The organism is Paenibacillus sp. S33 (genome assembly GCF_053615415.1).
The window spans coordinates 2,767,042-2,788,635 of sequence record NZ_JBSIEZ010000001.1 but is presented as its reverse complement, the minus strand read 5'-3'; the positions used below and the strand labels follow the sequence as shown (position 1 = coordinate 2,788,635).

Here is a 21,594-nt window from a genome sequence, read left to right as displayed (position 1 = left end):
CTCTTAAAAAATTCGATATGTTATTAACCCATCCTGCCCGTTAGCTTAACAGGCAGCCGATATTACGGCAACCTATTCTTATGAGACCATTCGTATTGCGTTAATTATCTTAATCTCTAGGTGACCTTTAAGGCAAAATGATAAAACGCATCGCCACGAGATTGGTTCTCTACATCTTCATCCATCCACCATACCCCGTATGAATAAAAATATGTCCCTTTTTCTGTAGGAACTTGAAAACTATTTTCTTTCAATAAAACTTCTGTAAGTCTTCCTTCATAGAATTGCTCGACATGAAATTTATTCGGTTGGGGCTCATAATTCATAAGGAATTTTACAACATCACCAGGCTTTACTGGAATCGGTTCTTTTCCTTTTAAAAGTTCAACTGGACCAGCTGAATCCACACATGATGTTGTCCAGCAATATGTGCCGAGTTTTGTTTTGTACATTCGTTTATCAATCTGAATTTGAACCTTTGGTGGTTTCTCTCCCTCAAGGTCCTTGTTTTTTGGCTGAACACCCATGCAACCAACTATACATATAAGAGTTAGTGCCATAACGAATAACAAGACTGTATTCTTCATATAAACCCTCCTATCTATATTCGACCCTAATTATTCAACGATAGAAGAAGTAATTTACTGTATAAATCGATTTCTGTGCTGCGGCATTTACAAGGCTGACATGATGATGTTTGCAGGTTCATCGTTGCTCACATTGACGTTTTGATAAGATGCGTAGCCGCCAAATACATGAAGTCCAAAGTGGTCTTCTGCAAAAGTACCATCCATTACATCTATGACTTTTTGTCTATCCACATAAACTACAATATGCGGTCCATTCGCTTCTATTTTCACCTTATAAGTTTGACCTGGCTGAATGAAAGTCGGTACTTTCGCAAGAACCTGCCGTTCTTCAAATCCTCCATTAATTTTATAGAACAGACGGATCGCCTTCATGTTAGGGTCTAGATTCAGATAGTAACCACTGCGCCCATCCTCGCTAGCCCTGAACAAAATAGAACCTGCCCCTCCTGTTTCACCAAGCATCATGTCTGCTTCATACGTAAAATTCCCAGCCTTCTCTTTAGCGATATAATTCGCATCGCTGAAATAATTACCACGAATCCCATTCTCGCTAACTAACCATGAAGCAGCAGACAGATCTTTGGTCCATCCACTCAGGTTTGTCCGGAACTCACCACCTGTGACTTTAACGAGCACACTAGCGGATGCTTTACCATTCGGAGTAGATACGGTGATCGTGGACTCCCCTTCTTTTTTCGCCTCAATAACCGCCTGTGAATTGTCTACCACGTCTAAGGCTATTACTTCTTTATTGCTGGACTCCCACTTAAGCGGTTGAACGCCAAAACCTGGTCTGTACTCGACCATTGCCTGCAGTGTGTCCGATTCCCCTATACCCAGTTCCCGAACCCTCGTATCCATCTTTATCTGAGCTTTTGAATTAATGTCCTCATTCCAGACGGATTGAAGTTGATGCACTTTCAAGGAAACAACGTTCACATTCCCGCCTTTCACGTAAAAACTCATCGCTCTACTGGCTGGATTCGGAAATATAACATCTGAAAAGACGACTTTGCCGCCGTTACCAAAGGCTTCAACGGAAGACTCATCCACAAGAATACGCATCTTGACCCGATTATTCTCCATTTGCATCGGCGCTTCATGTTTTTTATTGAAAAGGCTGGAAAAGTCCGTTACTCCAGATGCAGTTCGGTCCACAAACATTTTACTCTCGCTTGCGGTATAACCCACAACCGTCTTCTGATTTGCACCCTCACGAAGGTTAAAGCCGAACTCGGTCACTGTGCTGGCTTCAGGGATTTCAATTTCAGCTTCAATTTCGTAAGCACCTGAAATAATGCCTTTTAGCAGGTTCCCGGAAGAAGGACTCACTCCTTTGTTAGAAGCAGAGTACAACGGTTTACGCAATGATTCCAATTCTTTAATTGGACTTTGTGCCATCCGAATTCCATCTTCGGTCGTTACCAATGATACTTCTCTCGGAATGGTTAGTTCACCTTTCCAATTCGTCGTTGGGAAAGCGAACGGATAGTCCCAATTCGTCATCCACGCCATCATCACTCTGCGATGATCAGGCATGTTAGCAAAAGACATCGAAGCGTAAAATTCTTTACCAAAATCTGTTCTTAGCACCTTACCCGCCGGATTATCATTCACGAATTTACCATCAGCTGTTAAATGACCGATAAAATACTCGGCATCTGATCCACCAGTTTTTGGATTCGCTCCCGTACTGATCATCATAACCCACTTCTTCTGTGACGTTCCGTCTACCGGAAGCTGGAACAAATCAGGGCATTCCCATACACCTCCGCGGACGTAATCCCCGTATCCCCAATTATCTGTCAATGTCCAGTCAAGTAAATTCGTTGACGTATAGAAACGAATATGATCTCCTCCGGACACAACCATAACCCATCGGTTATTCTCGTCATCATAGATCACTTTCGGATCGCGGAAATCCCAACCCCCAGGGTCTTCTCCGCTCTTACCTGGGTTCTCGATCACGATCGGACGGTCCTTCGAATATTCCCAAGTGCGACCTTGGTCCTTGCTGTATGCCATACCTATACGCTGGTTCCCATTCGGGCCATCCGGATTATAGGAAGTATAATATGCAATAAGGCCCTTGCCTCCTGAATCCCCGAATAAACCGGATGCATTCGTCATATCCGCAACAGCCGATCCAGACCAGACATGTCCGTGATCATTCCACGGAAGTGCAATCGGAAGCCGCTTCCAGTTCAGCAAATCTTTACTGACAGCATGCGCCCATGTGCCTCCATCCTGATGGAAGAGATGATATTCTCCTTCGAAGTAGACAAGTCCATTCGGATCACTTGCTGAACCACGTATTGGCGTGTAGTGATACTGAGGACGATATATTTCGTTATAATATTGGCTCGATTCCGTCACATAAGTATCCTGGAAGTAAGCCGTCCCCTGTTTGACGACGATTCCGGTATTTCCATTCGTGTAGGTTGAATCTTTCACGTCAATCGCGGCCGTAGTGTATCCGTCCAGGAAGACCTGAATTCGATTTCCCTTTGCCTTGATCTCCACATGATGTTTGGCTCCCATCTGACTCGGATAAGTACGCAGTGAACTTGCAATTACTGTTCCTTTCGTATTCGTCAAACTTACACGGACCTGATCTCCTTCCTTCGTAAGAGTAGCTTCATATCCATCAGCTCCATCGACGGAGGAACGAAATGCGAGAGCCGCAACAGAATCAGGAAGAAGGGTAATATTCCCTTCATACACAATATCAACCGCCTGTTTGTTATAGATTTGCTGTGCCTTGCTCTCATGTGCTATCGTCCCTCTTTTGCCGCTGATATCAGGCTGCCATTTTCCCTTACTTGCAACCACTGTACCCAAATTACCTTTCAGATCGCTCACCACGATGTTCGAAAACAATGCGGATCCATCCCATACATGAAGTCCCAGCTTTCCGCTTCGATACGTAATGTCCTGAACATCAATCAAAGGTTTATATTGATTGCCCCAATATACTTTTAGCGAGGAACCCACTGCCTTCACTTTGAGATGATAGATCTGCCCCGCTTCAACAGAAACTTTACGCTCCTCCTTTAATTTCCCATCTCCATTCCTTGCATCTCTTAACCGAATCAGACCTGTACCTGGAATGATTTGGAGCATGTACGAGCTAAAGCCATCCTCATTAGAACGGAACAACAACGTTGAGACTGCCTTCGTATCCCTGATCTTGACATCAGCTTCATAGATAAAATCATCGGACACCGTCTCGGAGATGGCCGTTACATTTTCTTTAGGCTGCGAAGTCAGCAAGATTCCTTCTGAAGTATACTCTAATAACCCTTTCCCTTTCACTTGCCAGCCTGTCAAATTGGTGTTTGATTTGATAGCGTTTTCAAAAATAGAAAGCTCCTCCTTTGCCTGTTTACTTGCTTCCTGATCAGCGAACACAGTCCAACCCGTAGCCGGATTAGATGTAAAAACGCCCATTGAAGTCAGAGCTAACCCCGTTGCCATCAGAAGACATATTGCGAATTTAGATTTATCTTTCATTCCTTACCCTCTTTTCTAATGGAATTGAAAGTAGCGGTCAGCAACTCGAGCTTAACTGGACGAGTCCTGGCAGCACAATATAATCAACAATGTGATCCAGTATGACACTAGAGCTGACATAGCCGTTCAGGTTATGTAGCACAGCCTTTCGAATCAACGGGAACAGCTCTTAGCTGACTTAATTCACTTATGGGTGTTTGGATTAAGCAAATTCCCTCCGAATACGTCCTAAGCTAGTATCTCTCGGGGGATTGACATGTGACCACGCCATTCTTCTGAAGGAAGAGTGGAAGCATAACGCCAATTGTTCATCCAGCCGACCCAAATCTTTCGTACGTCCTCGTTCGGAATGCCATCCCAGGTCACGGCCGCCTGCCGGTGGTTCTGAATCGTTTGGATTCACACCATTTCTATCCCCGACACTTAGCATCAGAATCCACTTAGTGATATTGGGATCTTCATCCACTTGGATTTTAAATGCCTCAGAACATTCAAAAATATCCTCGATGGATACCCGGAATATCAGATCTGAAATCGCTTGCAAAAAACCATGCCTTAAGATTGGAATACGTATAAAAATTTTACATGGTCTCTTACGGCAAGAACCATTACCCACATTGACGATTCGTCATACCAAAACACCTTCGGATCACGAAAGTCTAGCATTTTCGTTGGGAACAAAACAGGATTACCTTGCCTGTGTATCATAAGGGGTATGTTGGTAGAACAGGTGGTACTCTCCTTCATGGTAACCCATGCCGTTGGGATCATTCATCTAATTTTCCTTCGGCTAATAGTGTAATTGGGACTGTATTTATTTTTATAAAAAATATTCACTGGTTCCTTTTCTGCTACTCATCTCACCAGATAAATGTATTTCTTTAATGTTACTCACCCTCCTTTTAGGTTATTTAGGATCTTAATAGAAGTGATTCAACTAGCTTGGCAACTAAATTGGAATGCGTGCAAATAACTGCTTAGTGTACCTGAAAAATGCATCTCTTATGAACCAAAATAATCCAATAGCGTGCATTTGTCAATTTTTTTTTACTTCATTCCAAATATTTTTGGATGAATGAGCTTGTTGATTTTACATTTGCACAAAAATATATTAAATCACTCGAAAATGGCAACTTTTATTTAATTTTATCTAATCGTCCTTCTTTATTTTGTAAACTAAATGTATCTACAAATGTTTACAAGTTCTTGTTCTTTCCGGCAAAGGAACCAAGCTCTTGGTCTGGCCGCGGCAGCTGCAACACGTCCGATCCTCCTGCAAACGGTCCGATTTCTTCCCTATCTCGAACCCTCCCTTAATCCAAGCTTGGTTTAAACCAAGCCTAGAGTGCAACCAGGAACGAAAAAAGGACGCTCATTAATCCATGAACGCCCTTGCTTCAGAACTCATTTTCAGTTGTATATGGATGGAGCTTTCTTCCACGATGGCCCACCGAATTAGACATATTACAGGCACAAGAAAAAGCAGGAACACTATAAAACCAACTGACACCCCACTATTCCTGACAATAAAGCTTAAAAAAGTTTAAGACATAAATGTTTTAGTATACATATAATACAACTTACATATGCTTAAAAAATCATAAAAAAACGCCATCTTGTTTTTAAGAAATAAGATGGTGTTTTTTATGAACACACTTTATTTGACACTTAGCGATATAAGATCTTACTTTTCTTTTGCAAATTTGAACTGCAATCTTTTCATTGAGTTATTCAGCTTGCCATATATCTTTCAATTTCCAATAGGTCAATTCATTTACTAGTGCCTCTCCACCCTCCGTTATGATTTCTATGCCTAGCAATTTCTCACTCGGATAGATGCGACTTGTCATCGTAGCTTGTCCTTCATTCGCAAACATTTCAATGGATGAGCGATCCAGATATACATGCAATGTCAGCTGCCCCCCAGCATTGAAGGCTGTTTGACGTACTCCATCTGTCTTCTTACCTGATTTAGAACAATTAAGCATAAGTTTCTGATCCGGAATAGAATATGTGATAACTGTTTCTTCTAGACCTGTTCCACGAAACTTCAAGCCTACCATGTCTGCACTTGACTTCGTGAGGTCGAACACTACCTTAAGTTCAAGCAGGTCGGCTTCAACTTCCTTAAAGTAACTTCCAGAAATGGCGCCATATTGACACAAAATATGTTCACTTTGACGAAGCAACTTCATTTCTTCTACTGGATTCATCAGCACTTTATTATTGTCACCCAACGTAACTAAACGCGGGATCGTCATTGCTCCACACCAGCCGTCTGCTTTCGTCGGCATATCCGATTCCCACATATCCATCCAACCAATCGCAATGCGGCGACCTTGATCATCTAGAAAAGTTTGAACCGCATAGAAGTCATGACCATTATCCAACTCGATGAACTCTCCATGCTTATATTCATTACTATCATAATTATAATCGCCAACATAATATCCCGTCTGGAACAAGTTATTGTACTTATCTCCCTGCGCATCAATACCTTGTGGGGAGAACATAAATATATGCTTACCGTTCAGTTCAAAGAAATCAGGGCACTCCCACATGAAGCCCATATTCTTATCTCCCTGCAGAAGCACACCATGATAGGTCCAAGTTCTAAGATCAGGAGATGTATATAGAATAACACGCGGCAGATCTTCTTTCGTGCTGTTACCTAGGATCATGTACCATGTATCCTCATGCTTCCATACCTTCGGATCACGGAAATGCTGGGAGCTATCTATCGGAGGTTCAGCGATTACGGGATTCTGCCTTAGTTTTGTAAAATGAATGCCATCTGTGCTTACTGCCACATTTTGATTTTGGAAAAAGATATTGTTTGGTTGATCAATATAGTGATGGCCAGTATAGATCAATGTCAGTTCGCCGTTATTATCTACTGCGCTTCCTGAGAAGCAGCCATCAAGATCACATGCATCTCCAGGTACTAATGCAATCGGACAATGCTCCCAATGTACAAGGTCTTTACTCTTCACGTGACCCCAATGCATTGGACCCCAGTTCTCATCATAAGGATGATGCTGATAGAAGGCGTGATATTCACCTTTAAATTGAATTAATCCATTTGGGTCGTTAATCCAGTTTGCTGGTGCCATAATATGATAACCTAATCGGTACCGCTTGTTCATTTTCGCTTCTGCCTGTTTCAATGCTTCCTCAGCTTGCTTCGTATTGTTATTATATGTGTTCATCTGTCTTCCTCCTATGCTGTTTCAATAAGCTTGTTAGGCTTGGGGTTCAGCTTTTTCGGTTCTTTCTTTAAGGTAAAGATTGAGATTGTTGTAAAGGCAAATACGAAAACACCCATAATCACGTACGTATTTGCAAAGCCTCTAATGTCATAAGACATACCGGCGATTGGCGAGAAGATCGAAGCTCCTACCTGACTCGTAAACTGGTATCCCACCAGATATAGGATCGAAGACAGACGCGTATCGAAATTAGCAGCCAAGTACTTAAATACGGAGATCAGCATGATTGGCAGTTCCAATGCGTGAATCAATTTCATAGCTGAGATACCATAAGGTCCAATAACTAAGCCTGAACCCATGATCCGGAACGCCATCAAGAACCCTGCCAATATCAGACCTTTTTTTGCTCCAATTTTGTTGACAATGAAAGGCGCTAAGAACATCATGCCTGCTTCCAAGAATACTTGTAGGGAATTTAAGTAACCGTAAACTTGATTGCCTAAAGCAACCGTTGAGAACGTCGATGAAAAGTAATTCGGGAACTGCTGGTCATACACATTGTAAACACAGGTAACACCAAGAACATATAAAATGAAGAACCATAAATGCTTATTTGCAAACAAATAGCCGATTTGCTTAAAGTTAACAGATTCTGCTCGCTCCATCTCGGAATCTGTCATTTCAACTTTAATTGTCATCATAATGATAAACAGAATGACAGCAGATACGGATGCAATCCAGAAGTTAATGTTAGGGTTGATATTGAAGAGCTGACCAGCGAAAAATGTTGCTGCTGCCCAACCTAGCGAGCCCCACATACGAGATTTTCCGTATTCAAAGCCATATTTTCGGCTGACTTTCTCGACATAAGATTCGATGGCTCCGATTCCTGCCAAAAAAGAAATACCCAAGTATAATCCACCTACAATGGCGCCGAGAAATACATTGTATTGAAGTAACGGCCCATAGATATAGATATAGAAAGGACCAACAAATAAGAGTAAAGAACTGATTAGAAATAAAATATGCTTCTTCAATCCAATTTTATCTGATATATAGCCATAAAGCGGTTGCATACATAGCGCAAAGATAGCGTTTACAGTAAAGATAACACCTGTTTCAGCACCATTCAGACTGATTTCTTGCCCTAGCCAGATGGAGAACAATGAGTAACTTGCTGACCAAGTAAAGAAGAAAAAGAAGAAATAGGCACTTAGTTTCCAGTACAAGCTCTTTGACTTTCTCATATCGAACGCTCCTCTAAGTTAAACATTTAATGTAAATGAAAGCACTTCCGTATTTACAGATCGATTATATGTCAACCGCTTTCATATGTCAACCGCTTGACATATTTCTAAAAGGAAAAGAGCTCTCCTCTTTGATTTCAATTACTCTAATAAGGATAGCTCCACCTTATATCACAATGCTGAAACTATGGAAATTGTATTAAGCTGTACTAGCTTCAATAAGTTTCACTGGTAGATAGGTTTCTCGCGGGACATCACTGAATCCACCTTCAATTTCTTTAATAAGTAACTCTATGGAAGATCTCGCGATCTCCTGTATTGGTTGCTGAATTGTCGTTAACTCTGGGAGAAGATTGCGGGTTGTTTCTGTTCCGTCATATCCAATTACGCGAATATCTTCAGGAACACGTTTTCCTCTACTTCTTGCTTTAGCAATAAAAGACGCAGCCACCAAGTCATTACTCGCAAACAATCCATCTACTTCAGGATGTTCATCGAGCAAGCGTTTAATCGGTTCATCGTGATTCTGTTGGTGGAAGGGATCATGTACTTCATAGGTAATTGCCTTTCGACCATACTGCTCCATCACATCTTCATATGCTTTTCTTCTCAAGCTTGCCGGTGTTTCCAATTCAACAGGGCCATTGATGTGTAAGATATGCTTGCACCCCTTTTCAATAAGCAGTTCTGACGCCAGTTTTCCACCCAAATAATTATCCGATCCTACAACTGGGATTGAATCGGATAGAAAGTGATCGATCGCAATGACGGCAATATTCTTCTGTTCGTAATTTACGATACCTCGGTTGTGTGTACCAACGATAATACCGTCAACTTGATTTCGCATAAGCATATCCACATAAGATTCTTCTTTATCCAGCTGATTCAAACTGTTACAAAGCAACAGCTTATAGCCTAATGACGCAGAAATATTCTCTATATGAAAAGTCAGCTCTCCGAAAAATGGGTTGCTTGTAGTTGGAATGATTAATCCAATTAGATTTGTTCGTTTACTAAATAATGACCGAGCCACATCATTTGGTAAATAATTCAGTTCCTGCATCGCTTTATGAACTTGATCCTTCGTTTCTTGACTGATATAGCCACGATTATTAAGTACGCGAGAAACCGTAGTCGGTGAAACTCCAGCTAATTGTGCAACATCGTTAAGTTTTGGTTTCATTGATTCAACCTGCCTTCTCTCCATGCCAAGTCTCCAATTATTCTATTATTTTAACATGGTTAAACGTGAAAAACATGTCTCCAGCATTCTGTGCTGTATATGCGATGACATAGTCAATCCCGCATACGAATTTCAAGCAAGGCATAAAAAAGTCGAGCATAGGAAATAAATTACTCCCTGCTCGACTTTTTTGTTATTAGATTAATTCACTTCTACTTCAACCACGGCTCTTCAGCAGTTTAAATAATTACCCATAAACTGCCCTGCCAATCGCTTACACCCTTAATGTGGTGAAAACCGGCTATTTTTATCTCTAGAAGTTCTTAATATTTAACTCCTCTAAAGATACTTGTGTAACCACTTCATAGCCTTTTCCTACTCCATAAGGCTTTACAACGATAGTTCCCATGTCTGGAATTTCGCCTAAACCAATCTCCTTTGGGAAACTATGGGCGATAATGACCGTATTACTCCCAGGGGACGGCTGGATTTCCAAAATTGATTTGAGGGAACTTAATATCCATTCCTGTTCTATCGGGTTCAAATCGCCGCTCAATCGATAAATTTGATACCAAAAAGGATTTACTTGAACATTCTCCCATCCGAAAGCTAAAGCAGCCGTTTCCTGGGTTCTGCAAAAAGGGCCAGCGCTAATTGGAAGTTCAAGGGGAATGCGTAAGCTGCGTAATAATTCCCCGTAGATTATAGCCTGTCTTCTACCTTCTTCGGAAAGATTCCTTTGGGTAGAACAATTCTGGAAGTTAAGGTATGGCTGATCTATTCCCTCCGTTGCTTCTGCATGCCTCGCATAGAGAATATATCCGCCTTGTCGAAGTGAATTTACCAACGAAAAGTTGGATAGTACTGCCTCTCGAATGAGAAGGATTCGATTTAATACACCGTGTTCATGCATCAAGTCTTCAGTAAGTGAAATCGTTTCCGGTTCTGTTGCATTTTCATCGGATAATGGCATCAAATCACTTCCCCATTTAGGCTCTTTTACAGATCTTTTGGCGTCTATACAGCCTATTCGAGAAGTGGCAAGTAAGTACGATAATGCTAAAAATCAAGAACTGCCTTGAGTATAGGAAGTCAACATTACTATCTTGAATGCTCCGTGGATATAACAGCATACAATTACTCTTTTACCGATCCTACAACAATTCCAGTCACAAAATATTTTTGAAGTAGCGGATAAATCAGCAGCAGCGGGATGACAGCGACTACGATTTTGGCCGCATTTAAATTTTTGTTTGAAATTTCAGTCAAGTTGCTGAGTTGTGCTGAGTTGGTGCCGGATTGAAGAAGTTCCGCAATGTTCACGTTAAGGGACTGAATATAAGTCATTAGCGGATAATTGCTGACTTGGGTCATATAGATCAAACCGCTGAAGAAATCATTCCACGTTCCCACGATACTGAATAGTGCTACCGTCGCCAGCGCAGGGATGGACACGGGAACATACACTTTGAACAGGACCTGGAGCGGATTCGCCCCATCGATGAATGCTGCTTCTTCTAGCGCCTTAGGTACAGCAGAGAAGAAGTTCATGACAAGGATGACACTAAATATAGGGACAGCTCCCGGTAGAACAAGCGACCAAATTGTATTAAGCATATCGAGGTTTTTAATCAGTAGATAACTCGGGATCATCCCGCCGCTGAACAGCATGGCAAAAATCATGACATTCATATAAACGTTTCTGCCCCTAAATTCCCTTTTCGACTTGGAGAGCGGGTATGCCATTAAAATAATAAGAATCATGTTGAGAAGAAGTGTGAGCACAACACGTAGAACAGATATGCCAAAGGAACGCCAGAACTGAGCATCATCGATAATTTTCGTATACGCTGCTGTTGTAAAATTGACTGGTACGAGACCTACAGCATTAGCTGACACGGCCTCGCTGCTGCTGAATGAAATCGCAACGATATTCCATAACGGAAGAAGGCAGATCAATGCCAGCAATATGACGATGGCATTGATGACAAACCGGCTAATTCGATCTTTTAGGCTTACAGAATACGGCATAGGCTTTGCCTCCTTAGAATATTTTTCGGTCGGTGTATTTCTTGGCCAAATGGTTGGCGGACAATAGCAAAACAATACCGATCACTGACTTGAACAGGCCAACAGCCGTACCGAAGCTATACTGTCGCCCAACGAGTCCAATCCGATATACATAAGTATCCAGAATATCTCCCGACTCATAGACAACCGGATTATACAGATTATAAATTTGATCGAAGCCGGCACTCAAAATATTGGTTAGACTCATCACTCCCATGAGCAGGATAATAGGCAGCATACCTGGCAACGTGATATGCCATACTTTTCTCCACCAGCTGGCTCCATCCATTCCTGCCGCTTCATACAGACCCGGATCAATCGAAGTAATTGCAGCCAAATAGACGATGGAACTGTAACCGAACTCCTTCCACACGTCTGTCCCAATAATCAACGGCTGGAACCAGGTGTTGCTGCCGAGAAAATTAATATTCTCCAAACCGAAAAAAGCCAAAATTTGATTCACAATCCCATCCAAACTGAACATGTTAACAACCACGGATGCTAGAACTACCCAGGATAGAAAGTGTGGCAGATAAACAATTGTCTGTACGGATTTTTTAACGAATTTGATGCGGATCTCATTTAACAAGATGGAAAAAATGATAGCCATCATGGTTCCCAATAGAATCTTGACAATGGCAATCACCAACGTATTACTAAAAACCTGTGCGATGTCCGGCAGCTTAAACATATAAATAAAATGCTTCAGCCCTACAAATTCGGAGCCAAACATCCCCTTGGCTGGTATATAATCCTGAAACGCCGTAATGACACCGACCATCGGAACATAGCTGAATACCAGCAAAAATAAAATTCCCGGAAGCATCATCAGATGATACATGGCACCCGTGCCCAACCGACCTTTTGCTTTATCATTTCCCTGTTTCATGGATGGACCCCTTTCCTAAAGAAAGGCTGCGTATCGCAGCCCTTCTAGCAGTTCATGATTATTTATTTATCGGATGCGGCCTCGTCTTCAATTTCCTGAATCACCTGGTCACCGCCTTGTTTCTTCCAATTGCTAACGAAAGTATCAAAGTAATCCAGAGATTCTGCACCAGTCACGATTTTGATGAAAGATTCCTGCTCCATCTTGGTCAGATTAGCCCATGTCTGTTTCATGCTTGGTGTAGTTCCAGAGAAAGCGGGTGTCATCCAAACGAATTTGTTTTCCTGTGTCAGTTTGTCGATGAGTCCCACTCCGTTGATACGCGAGTGATATTTCGACCAAGCTGTTATGTTATCCGTATCCATATCGCTCAAGTAGGTTTGGATACTTTCAATATTGTTCTTTGATTCGGTTGTCCGGACCTGATCCAGACTAATTTCCCCTTTAATCCCGCGAACAACGTCAGAGTAATCATCCAGCAGCGAGGTAGCCGAGTTGACTTCAATATTAAAAGGTCTGGTAGAACCGTCTACGCCGTTCTCTTGATACTTGGCGGCTTCTGGCATAGATGTTTCCACATTTTTATCATTTGCCAGTTTATCGTAGAAAAGGTTTACTATTTTAACGGCGAGTTCCGGGTGTTCATATCCTTTTCTCACAACGATAAACTGATTGGCTGGATTGGCGTGTGCCACGTTTACCTTTCCGTCTGCATCCTCCAAAGTGTAAGCCGTGAATTTCGCATTCTTATCCATCTGCTTCACGCTGCTCAGACCCCAGTCGGGAATATGCCATGGTCCAAAAGCAATACCGCTTTGGCCGTTGGTGTACAGTGCCGTAATATCATCAAATGTGCGTGTTCCAAATTGCGGGTCGATGATGCCTCTCTTGAACCAATCTGCCATGACGCCTAACATCTGCTTGGTTTCCTTTGTTGTTGAGCCATAAACAATGCTGCCATCCTTTCCCTTCATCCAGTATTGAGGGAATGCACCCTTGGTGGAGGCAACTCCCAGCATGGTATAGGCGGAACCATTATAGTCACTTGTATTCAGGGTGTTCACAAAAGGAATACCTACCGGTTTCCCGGATTGGCCAGGATCTCTTTTCAGGAATTCCTCGGCCGTTTTCTCCACATCATCCAGCTTGATGGCCCCGTCTCCGTCTGCGTCAAGTTGGATTCCCAGTAAATCCAGCCAATCCTGACGAACCCAGACCATGGTTGGCGCGGAATCTAGGGAAGTAGCCGGAAGTCCCATTAAACGTCCATCTATCGTCGCATTATCTAATGCACGGCCCTCATAAGATTCGTAAATGTTCTTGATGTTATCTGTGGCATACTGTTTGTAAATTTCCGTCATATCTTCAATCAGATCATTATCAACCAGTTCTTTGAGTTCATCCTTGGAATCGACACGCATCATGTCAGGCAGTTCCCCAGAGGCGATGGCGAGAGAAACCTGACGGCTGTAATCTTCTCCGTTGGCTTCAAATTGGTCTTTAATCTGAGCGTTAAACGTTTCTTTGACCAGCCGAGTATACGCGTTGTTCTCATACGTATCTCCAGCCGGCAGTTTCGGGTTGGCTGTAGTCACACGACCCATCGTTACGGTTATTTCGTCTTTATAGGCACTGAATGGGTCTCCCGGTGTTGCCTCATACTTGCCCGCTTCCTCCGCAGTAGGAGGGTTGAAGGAACCCCCACAGGCTACAAGGGTTGAAATCATCAGGGCAGACATCGACAGCACGGCCAGACGTCTCGTCAACATGTTTCTTTTTATGAACCATTTAGTTCTCATCACATTCGATTCCCCTTCGTTCTGAATATTTCTCTATCGTTGTTGTTTGCGCTTTCATTATAAGACTAGGAGAAGACAAATCGAGATAGGGATTGAACGTCTGTTTGGATAGAGAAATGTATACGGTTTCATTCAGGATCATGAAGCCGTAGTTGGCTTGTAAGCATTTATCCTACCTACCGACATACATTTGTCTATCCTTACTTACTAATCAAAGTGAAGAACAAAAAAACCGGCTGCTCCTGAAACAGGAATCTGTCGGCTTGATTAATGGAATTATAAAAGTGTCGTGTAGAATTTATCGTATGATGGTCTTCAGCGATGATTATGGGCTACGGTCACCTCCACAGTCATTTGATCGCCCCCTTGTTCCTTCCATTCCTCGACAAATTGATCAAATGAATCGATTGGTTCAGCGCCTAAAATAATTTTCAAAAATGTATCATGTTCCAGTTTCGATAGTTCACCCCAAGCCTTCTCCATCGTTGGAGTTCGTATATAGGTAAGGCTTCGAACTTTATGGATGTTTGGATCGAAGAAATTTCTTCCGCCTACAAGAAGCGAATAACTCCGCATAAAGCTGTCGCTCTGTTTATTCCAATAGGAAATACCATGTTGATCATAAGGCTTCAATTTGGTTTGTTTTATCGTCGAAACCAAGTTTTCCAGTAATTTGTATTCAGACTTGCCCTTGAAATCGGCGGGTGTTTTGGTTCCCATCAGAATATCCTGCGCGGCTTTCGATTCATATCGTGCCTCATCTACCGGAGCAAAGAAATTGCGGCTCAGCATAAAACGCGTACCGTACTTGAACTCATCACGAAGGTACAGATTGTTAATTTTAATGATCGCTTCGGGATGAGCATATCCTTTTCGTACCACCAAGAATGAACTTGACGGATTATCCACCTTCACATGGTATGCTCCGTTTGCATCCAGCGGGAGTGCGTATGCTTGCCAGTTCGCCTTCGGCTCGTTCTGCCAAGCGCTCGGAAGGGGCCAGTACCCAGCATAGAAACCTTGAAAGAACATCCCCGCCTGACCGTTAATGACCGTTTCCTCCGCTTCTTTGCGGATGCCCATTTCTGGATCGAGAAGGCCTTTGGCGTACATTTCACGCAGCTTTACCAAGGCGTCCTTCGTTTCCGGTAGAACCGAACCGTATACAGGTTTTCCATCTTTGCTCAGCCAATATCCCGGGAAAGATCCATATGCTGCGAAGATCGGCGTTAGATCAAAAGCAAAAGCACTGTTGTTGAAATCGTTATACAGTCCAGTGCTTGAAGCAAGGCCAATCGTATCCCGCTTACTGTTTCCATCCGGGTCATTCTCCACAAAGGCCTTGGCGATAGCTTCCAGATCATCGACCGTTTTCGGCGGCTTCAGTCCAAGACGATCCAGCCAATCCTGTCGAATCCAGAGCATGCTGAAGTCTTCCGCTGTCACAGAAGGAACAGCCATCATCTTGCCATCGAAGGTCACTTGTTCCATAGCCAATCCGTTTGTGCTATCGATGATTTTTTTTATTTCCGGTGATGCGCTGCTATTGTATGCCTCGGTTAGATCTTCAATTTCTCCAGCCTTGATCATCTCGTTCAGCTGCACCTGATTTACAATCATGGCATCCGGCAGATCATTGCTGGCGATAGCCAGATCGATTTTCTGACCCAGATTTTCCTTCGACACCTGCCATAATACCTGGACATCAATGTTAAGGTTTTGTTTAATCATCGTTTTCCACATATTCTTCTCAAGTGTTTCTCCTCCGGATAGATCCGCGCCTGTTGGGTCTACCACATATCCCAGCCGGATGGAAACGGGATGTTCATATTTCCCCAATGGATCGGCAGTAGCAGTGTCCGAGATTGTTTTCGTTGATCCCATTGGTGATTCCCGGAAGTATGGGCTGCTGAAATATACTGTCCCTGTAATTAAGCTGACGACAAGAACACACGCAGCCATCTTCTTAATCATCGCTTTCCCTTCTTTCGCCCGGATTATTGACTCATCTGGGAGAATACGCTATTTATCCCCTCTGCCGAGCTGTCGATATTCGCTTGGCAGCAGACCTGTCAATTCGCGAAAAATTCGGCTGAAATATTTTTCATCCGTATAACCCACTCGCTCCGCAATCCAGAAAATCGTGTTGGTTGTATTCAATAAATACTCTTTAGACTTCTCTATTCGTATAAATCGGGAGTACTCATTAAAGGTTTTCCCCATTAAATCCTTGAAGCATTGACTGAAATAGCTTCGGCTGATGTTCAGTTGTTGGGACAGACCTGAAGCTGTAAAAGCTTGGTCCAAATCATTTTGCATGATCATAATCGCTTTTTTCACGGCGTCTACAATTTCTTGTGAATACGAAGTCTGTTCATCTGCCTTACGAATGCCCACAGAGGTCTGCTTGATCCAATCTTCTACCTCGTACCAGGATTGAAAAGAATGGATCATTGAGATTCTACCCAGCGTGGTCTGAGCAAAAAGGTGATTCCATTCCATAACTATAGAGTATAGCAAACCCATCAGCTGGCCTTTATGCAGTCTTAGTGATTTGAACTGTTCAATCAGTTGGTTGTAGTAACTGTCGTTGTGGGTCCATGGTGATAGGAACCAACTTTGCTTAATACGATCCATGTCTTCATCCTGCGGTTCTATTGGAAATGAGTCCTCCACATTCATCGAAACGGAAATGACAGGATCATAAGGATTGTATGCATAAAATAAGGACGTTTCTGTATAATTCATAATCCAGTTTTGGATTTGCGACCATGTTCGCTCTTGTACATCGGACAGAACCAGCAAGGCGCCTTGGGGAACTTGATCCAGGTATTCCTTCAGTTTATGGAACAGCTGATCCTCTACGTCCATGGGTGCCGTCCACATCCAGCTGTTCCGTTCAACCTCCCAACGGATCTCATCTACATTGGATGTCAGTTCAATCGGCCAGTTCTGTCCTGACTTGCGATCCAGTGAAACAAGTGCATACACATGGCGATAAAGGACATTGGTATCACTTAGCAGCGGCAGCTTTCGTCTTGTATTCGCCAGCTCGTCAATCCGGGTATGTATTCGATGCAGCACGTGTTCGAATTGCTCCTTCTCGAGCTGAACTTTGGCTATATAATCGATGGCTCCCAGCCTGAGCGCTTCCTGGATATAATCGAAATCTTGATGCAGTGTTAATACGACAATATGTAGTTCTGGATAGAGCTGCCTTGCAGCTCGCATCAGTTCAATGCCTGACATCACCGGCATCGCGAGATCCGTCAACATCAGATCGACCGGTTGGGATTTCAGAAAATCCAGCGCTTTCAACCCGTTACTTGCTTCTCCTACAACCTCCATATTGAACTCGTTCCACGGCATCGCGGAGCTTATTCCTTTTCGTACCAATTTATCGTCATCCACAATTAACACCTTAATCATCCTCAGACATCTTCTCCTTTGATAGGAAGTATGAGCAGTATACTTGTCCCTGTACCCAATTCACTTTCGATCACCAGTTGTGCTTGATCTCCGTACTGTGCCCTCAACATGCGGTGGACATAATTGAGTCCGATGCCCATCCCTACTTTTTTATGTTCAGCTATACGATTGTTCAGAAGTCTTTGAATCGCTTCCTCGGTCATACCTGCTCCATTATCCTGTATTAAAATATTCAGCGTTTTGGCGAGTGTAACTTCAATTTGAATAAAACCTTCGTCACTCAGTCCATGATAAAGTGAATTTTCAACCAACGGTTGCAGAATAAAACGAGGCACAGGTATTTGTAGCACTTGATCATCCGCTGAAATACGCACGTCAAATTCAAAGTCATATCGAATTTGTTGCAGGATTAGGTACTGTCTTAGCGCATCAATTTCCTCTTCCATCGTGGATACTTGCCCTAATTTACCCAAATTGTAATATAACAGCTTGTTCAAGGATTGCACCAACTTGTCAATCTCCCCTTGTCCGTTCATAACGGCCAGCCAGTGCACAGTATCCAGCGTATTCATCAGAAAGTGAGGATTGATCTGATATAACAATTTTTCCACTTCCAAATCTGCACGGATCTTTTCTTTCTGCTGCACTTCCTTGAACAGGTCGCCGATTTGATGCTGCATATTTGAGAATTCCCCCAGCAGAAAGTCAAACTCGGGAATTTGAGTGCGGATCTGGCTGCCTGCCTTTTGTGGATTCTGAGACATTCCGTTAATTTCCGAATGGAACAGACCGAGTGGTTTGTAGACGGTCTTCCACAGAAGCCAAGCAAGAAATACGGTAAAGCCGAAAAAAAATAAAGCGACCAGTAATATTTGAAGCAGCCACTGGTTTTTCTCCTGTTGATACTTAGCCTGCGAAATTACCGATATGACGCTCCAATTCTGAGAGGAGTCCTCCTTAAACCAATGGTAATCACGGGATATTCCATCTTTTGCAGTACCTTTCGATATGCTGGAGAAATTCTCTCCGACCTTCATCGCTTCTGGAATTTCACTGTAAACAATGTTGCCCTCACCATTCAGGATCAAATGCGATAAAGCTCCTTTGTATTGATTGTAATCCAGTATATCCTGTGTAAGGCGAAAGCCAGATTCGACGTAAATATATACATCGTCCCTTTGAGGCAGTTGTACCTTTCGCATAGCAGATAAAACGAGCTGATCATCAAATCGGTTCATACTGATATGGGGACCATAGTACGCAATGCCATATGATTTGAATAACACAGGCAAAGACTCGGGGGAAAAACGATCTTTGATGGGAAAGTTAGCGAACTGTGTAGTGCCTTCTTTCTGAAAATAGTATAAGGTCAGACCTATATTCGGATTAGTAAACGTTACGACATTTAACTCATTCTTTAATTCATCTCTAGCCTCAATCAATTCAAATATATTGGAAGAAGGCTTCAAGACTTCATCCAGTTTCTCACCTAATGTACCTCTATATGACAATTGCTGAGTAACATGATTCAGGTTGTTAATTGAATTCTCCAGTGATGAAGTTACCTGCTGTAGATTGCTCCGAATTCCATCATTGATTTTATTCGCAAAAATGGAATCAATGGTATAGTAAGAAATTTCAAATATACTAATAAAGGGAATAAACGCGCTGAGAAAAAACAATAGAAAGATTCTTTTTTTAAGTGTCATTCCGACCATTCTCCTTAGGTAAATGAAACAGCAAGCCTCTGGTTATGGGGCTTGCTGTTTATGAACAACAGCTCTATCAATTATCGTATTCCTCATAGGCAGCGACCTATTTGAAAATTGGTGACATCTCAATCCGTTTCATATTGAAAAAATCAGGATACTTCCATCTCTGTGAGGTCCAATTCTGTTCATAATTATAGATTGATATTCAAATATGTCAAACGCTTTCATGGAATTCATAGAGCTTATTCTCTCTTCCTCTTTGCATACATCCGATTTGTCGTGTTTAATTGCTTATTGTAGTCCTTCCGTTCATCACGAACCAAAAAAAGAAGCGACATCATTCCAAGGTTTTTCTTGTCTTTATGTGTTTTCTTCTGTTTTCCGCTCTACCTGTTCTTGTTTTGCCAGTGTCTGTCATTCTACTTAGATTTTCTGCATACAAAAAAAGGCTCCCTCCGTTGTTCTTCAGATATATATACTTGCTGAACTCCTTTGTCGGCAATTGTTTTTCCTTAATATCGATTTCAATAAAATTGTTCTCCGGCCAGATTGGGAGCAGACACCAGTAACGCGGCCTGACGATTCATATTTTTCCTTCTTTCTGAGGTTTAGCTGTAAACCTCTTGTCCCAGCACACGATTTATAGCCTTGATAAAGGCAAGATATCCACCATCGGTATCGTTCCGATGAGGAAGTGCCAAAAGCATTGTCTCTTCAACCTGGTTATCGTCTAACTCATAGCTGTTTGTCAGGATTTCTCTGATCTCATCGACGGGTGTACCGAGAGCAAACTTCTGAGCTGCTTTATAGATATTATAGTTCTCATAGATATCCTTCCGTGTCACCTTCTGCAAATCGATAAAATCATATATTTTTTACGGAATACAGCACTGCCAGCACGATTGAGATCAGACCCGCAATTGTTAAAATTTCATTCATCCCCATACCTCTTTCCCTATCACTCAGTTGACAGCTTAGCCGATGAAACAGACGAACAAGGTAGTGCCCATCTCACATGCTAAACCTCCTTATCCTCCTTATCCTTCTTATCCTGCTTACTTCTGAGTTCACCGTAACATTTTCACCATTAGTTTAGGATTAGGGTTTTCATATAGGTATAAAGATCATCTTAAGATTTAGATGGCAGATGAAAAATAAAGAAACCATGCTCCATAAGAGCATGATCTCTAATTACATAATGGTTTTGTTACCTAGCCATCATCTCCAACCTGAAGCATACGGTAACCAACTTCAATTTTTCCTGTTTGTAAAAAAATTCAAGATTGCACGTTGTTGCAATCTAGCTACAGCGTATTAAAGGTTCCACGCATGAAAAATAAGACCATCCTTCGTCCTTTCCGGGAGTCCGTAGTTTGCGACAGCCGATAGCTTCGCATCCGAACCGTCTAACTGCCGAACATCGGCATTCGCCTGTGCTTCGGGATTTAAGCCAATCGTTTGCAACAACAATGCGACAAAGAGAACGATACTCCAAATACGTCTCAAGATGGGGCTTGCCTTCCTCCTCATACTAAACTTGATTTTATTTTACAACCAACCTCTCTTGAGAGATTAGGAGTAAATAAAAGAGGGTAAAAAAACAAAATGCATACGTTTTCAAAAGGGCAATCGTTTGCATATAATTATACTCAGAGACATGGTTTTATTCATTTAACAATTTGTCAATGCTTATATTAAAGATAATTTTCTAACGGCTTCCCCATCTGCTCCTTGATCCGTTCACTCCACATTCTTCGTTTAAACATACGCTTTTCTCTGAAAATCCATCTTTTCACTGTTTTTAGCCATTCACTGACTAGCTTCTTGCAAAAACTCTTCGAATATGTAGAATAAGTTCTCGCTATGCTATTACATTGAAGGAATCATCCCCTTTTTAGTACTAAAATATAAACTCTTAAAACCTTAAAAATATGTCCCTAGCAATGCATTGAC

At 42.3% G+C, this 21,594-nt stretch carries 17 protein-coding genes; all 17 read right to left on the bottom strand.

The window, feature by feature from the left end; genetic code table 11:
- Positions 1 to 116 precede the first annotated feature (116 nt).
- Positions 117 to 587 carry a hypothetical protein gene (locus tag ACWGXJ_RS12700; protein WP_061828408.1) on the bottom strand — a complete coding sequence of 157 codons (471 nt, stop codon included), beginning with the start codon at positions 585 to 587 and terminating at the stop codon, positions 117 to 119.
- Positions 588 to 674: 87 nt separating this feature from the next.
- Positions 675 to 4,103: a GH32 C-terminal domain-containing protein gene (locus ACWGXJ_RS12695; protein ID WP_452566884.1), complete on the bottom strand. Its 3,429-nt coding sequence runs from the start codon at positions 4,101 to 4,103 to the stop codon at positions 675 to 677.
- A gap of 202 nt (positions 4,104 to 4,305) precedes the next feature.
- Positions 4,306 to 4,647: a hypothetical protein gene (locus ACWGXJ_RS12690; protein WP_452566883.1), complete on the bottom strand. Its 342-nt coding sequence runs from the start codon at positions 4,645 to 4,647 to the stop codon at positions 4,306 to 4,308.
- 11 nt (positions 4,648 to 4,658) lie between these two features.
- Positions 4,659 to 4,769, bottom strand: coding sequence for a hypothetical protein (locus ACWGXJ_RS12685; protein WP_254351536.1), 111 nt, complete (start codon positions 4,767 to 4,769; stop codon positions 4,659 to 4,661).
- A 22-nt stretch (positions 4,770 to 4,791) separates the two neighbouring features.
- The gene (locus ACWGXJ_RS12680; RefSeq protein WP_250262072.1) at positions 4,792 to 4,860 is read right to left on the bottom strand and encodes a hypothetical protein; all 69 of its coding nucleotides are present in this window, start codon (positions 4,858 to 4,860) and stop codon (positions 4,792 to 4,794) included.
- Positions 4,861 to 5,830: 970 nt separating this feature from the next.
- Positions 5,831 to 7,312 carry a glycoside hydrolase family 32 protein gene (locus tag ACWGXJ_RS12675; RefSeq protein ID WP_452566882.1) on the bottom strand — a complete coding sequence of 494 codons (1,482 nt, stop codon included), beginning with the start codon at positions 7,310 to 7,312 and terminating at the stop codon, positions 5,831 to 5,833.
- A gap of 11 nt (positions 7,313 to 7,323) precedes the next feature.
- Positions 7,324 to 8,559 (bottom strand): oligosaccharide MFS transporter, encoded by a 1,236-nt coding sequence (locus ACWGXJ_RS12670; protein ID WP_452566881.1) that lies wholly within the window; start codon positions 8,557 to 8,559, stop codon positions 7,324 to 7,326.
- A gap of 199 nt (positions 8,560 to 8,758) precedes the next feature.
- Positions 8,759 to 9,742, bottom strand: coding sequence for a LacI family DNA-binding transcriptional regulator (locus ACWGXJ_RS12665; protein ID WP_061828412.1), 984 nt, complete (start codon positions 9,740 to 9,742; stop codon positions 8,759 to 8,761).
- Between the two features lie 313 nt (positions 9,743 to 10,055).
- Complete coding sequence (locus ACWGXJ_RS12660; protein WP_254325653.1) at positions 10,056 to 10,715, bottom strand: histidine phosphatase family protein; 660 nt, start codon at positions 10,713 to 10,715, stop codon at positions 10,056 to 10,058.
- A gap of 164 nt (positions 10,716 to 10,879) precedes the next feature.
- On the bottom strand, positions 10,880 to 11,773 hold the full coding sequence (locus ACWGXJ_RS12655; protein ID WP_452566880.1) for a carbohydrate ABC transporter permease: 894 nt from the start codon (positions 11,771 to 11,773) through the stop codon (positions 10,880 to 10,882).
- Positions 11,774 to 11,786: 13 nt separating this feature from the next.
- Positions 11,787 to 12,701, bottom strand: coding sequence for an ABC transporter permease (locus ACWGXJ_RS12650; protein WP_446674901.1), 915 nt, complete (start codon positions 12,699 to 12,701; stop codon positions 11,787 to 11,789).
- A 62-nt stretch (positions 12,702 to 12,763) separates the two neighbouring features.
- The gene (locus ACWGXJ_RS12645) at positions 12,764 to 14,500 is read right to left on the bottom strand and encodes a sugar ABC transporter substrate-binding protein (RefSeq protein WP_452567898.1); all 1,737 of its coding nucleotides are present in this window, start codon (positions 14,498 to 14,500) and stop codon (positions 12,764 to 12,766) included.
- Between the two features lie 315 nt (positions 14,501 to 14,815).
- Positions 14,816 to 16,474, bottom strand: a complete 1,659-nt coding sequence (locus tag ACWGXJ_RS12640; protein WP_452566879.1) for an extracellular solute-binding protein — start codon at positions 16,472 to 16,474, stop codon at positions 14,816 to 14,818.
- A 48-nt stretch (positions 16,475 to 16,522) separates the two neighbouring features.
- The gene (locus ACWGXJ_RS12635; RefSeq protein WP_452566878.1) at positions 16,523 to 17,929 is read right to left on the bottom strand and encodes a response regulator transcription factor; all 1,407 of its coding nucleotides are present in this window, start codon (positions 17,927 to 17,929) and stop codon (positions 16,523 to 16,525) included.
- A 2-nt stretch (positions 17,930 to 17,931) separates the two neighbouring features.
- Positions 17,932 to 19,638 carry a histidine kinase gene (locus ACWGXJ_RS12630; RefSeq protein WP_452566877.1) on the bottom strand — a complete coding sequence of 569 codons (1,707 nt, stop codon included), beginning with the start codon at positions 19,636 to 19,638 and terminating at the stop codon, positions 17,932 to 17,934.
- 611 nt (positions 19,639 to 20,249) lie between these two features.
- Positions 20,250 to 20,495 carry a hypothetical protein gene (locus tag ACWGXJ_RS12625; RefSeq protein ID WP_452566876.1) on the bottom strand — a complete coding sequence of 82 codons (246 nt, stop codon included), beginning with the start codon at positions 20,493 to 20,495 and terminating at the stop codon, positions 20,250 to 20,252.
- A 460-nt stretch (positions 20,496 to 20,955) separates the two neighbouring features.
- The gene (locus ACWGXJ_RS12620) at positions 20,956 to 21,147 is read right to left on the bottom strand and encodes a hypothetical protein (RefSeq protein WP_452566875.1); all 192 of its coding nucleotides are present in this window, start codon (positions 21,145 to 21,147) and stop codon (positions 20,956 to 20,958) included.
- Positions 21,148 to 21,594: the final 447 nt, after the last annotated feature.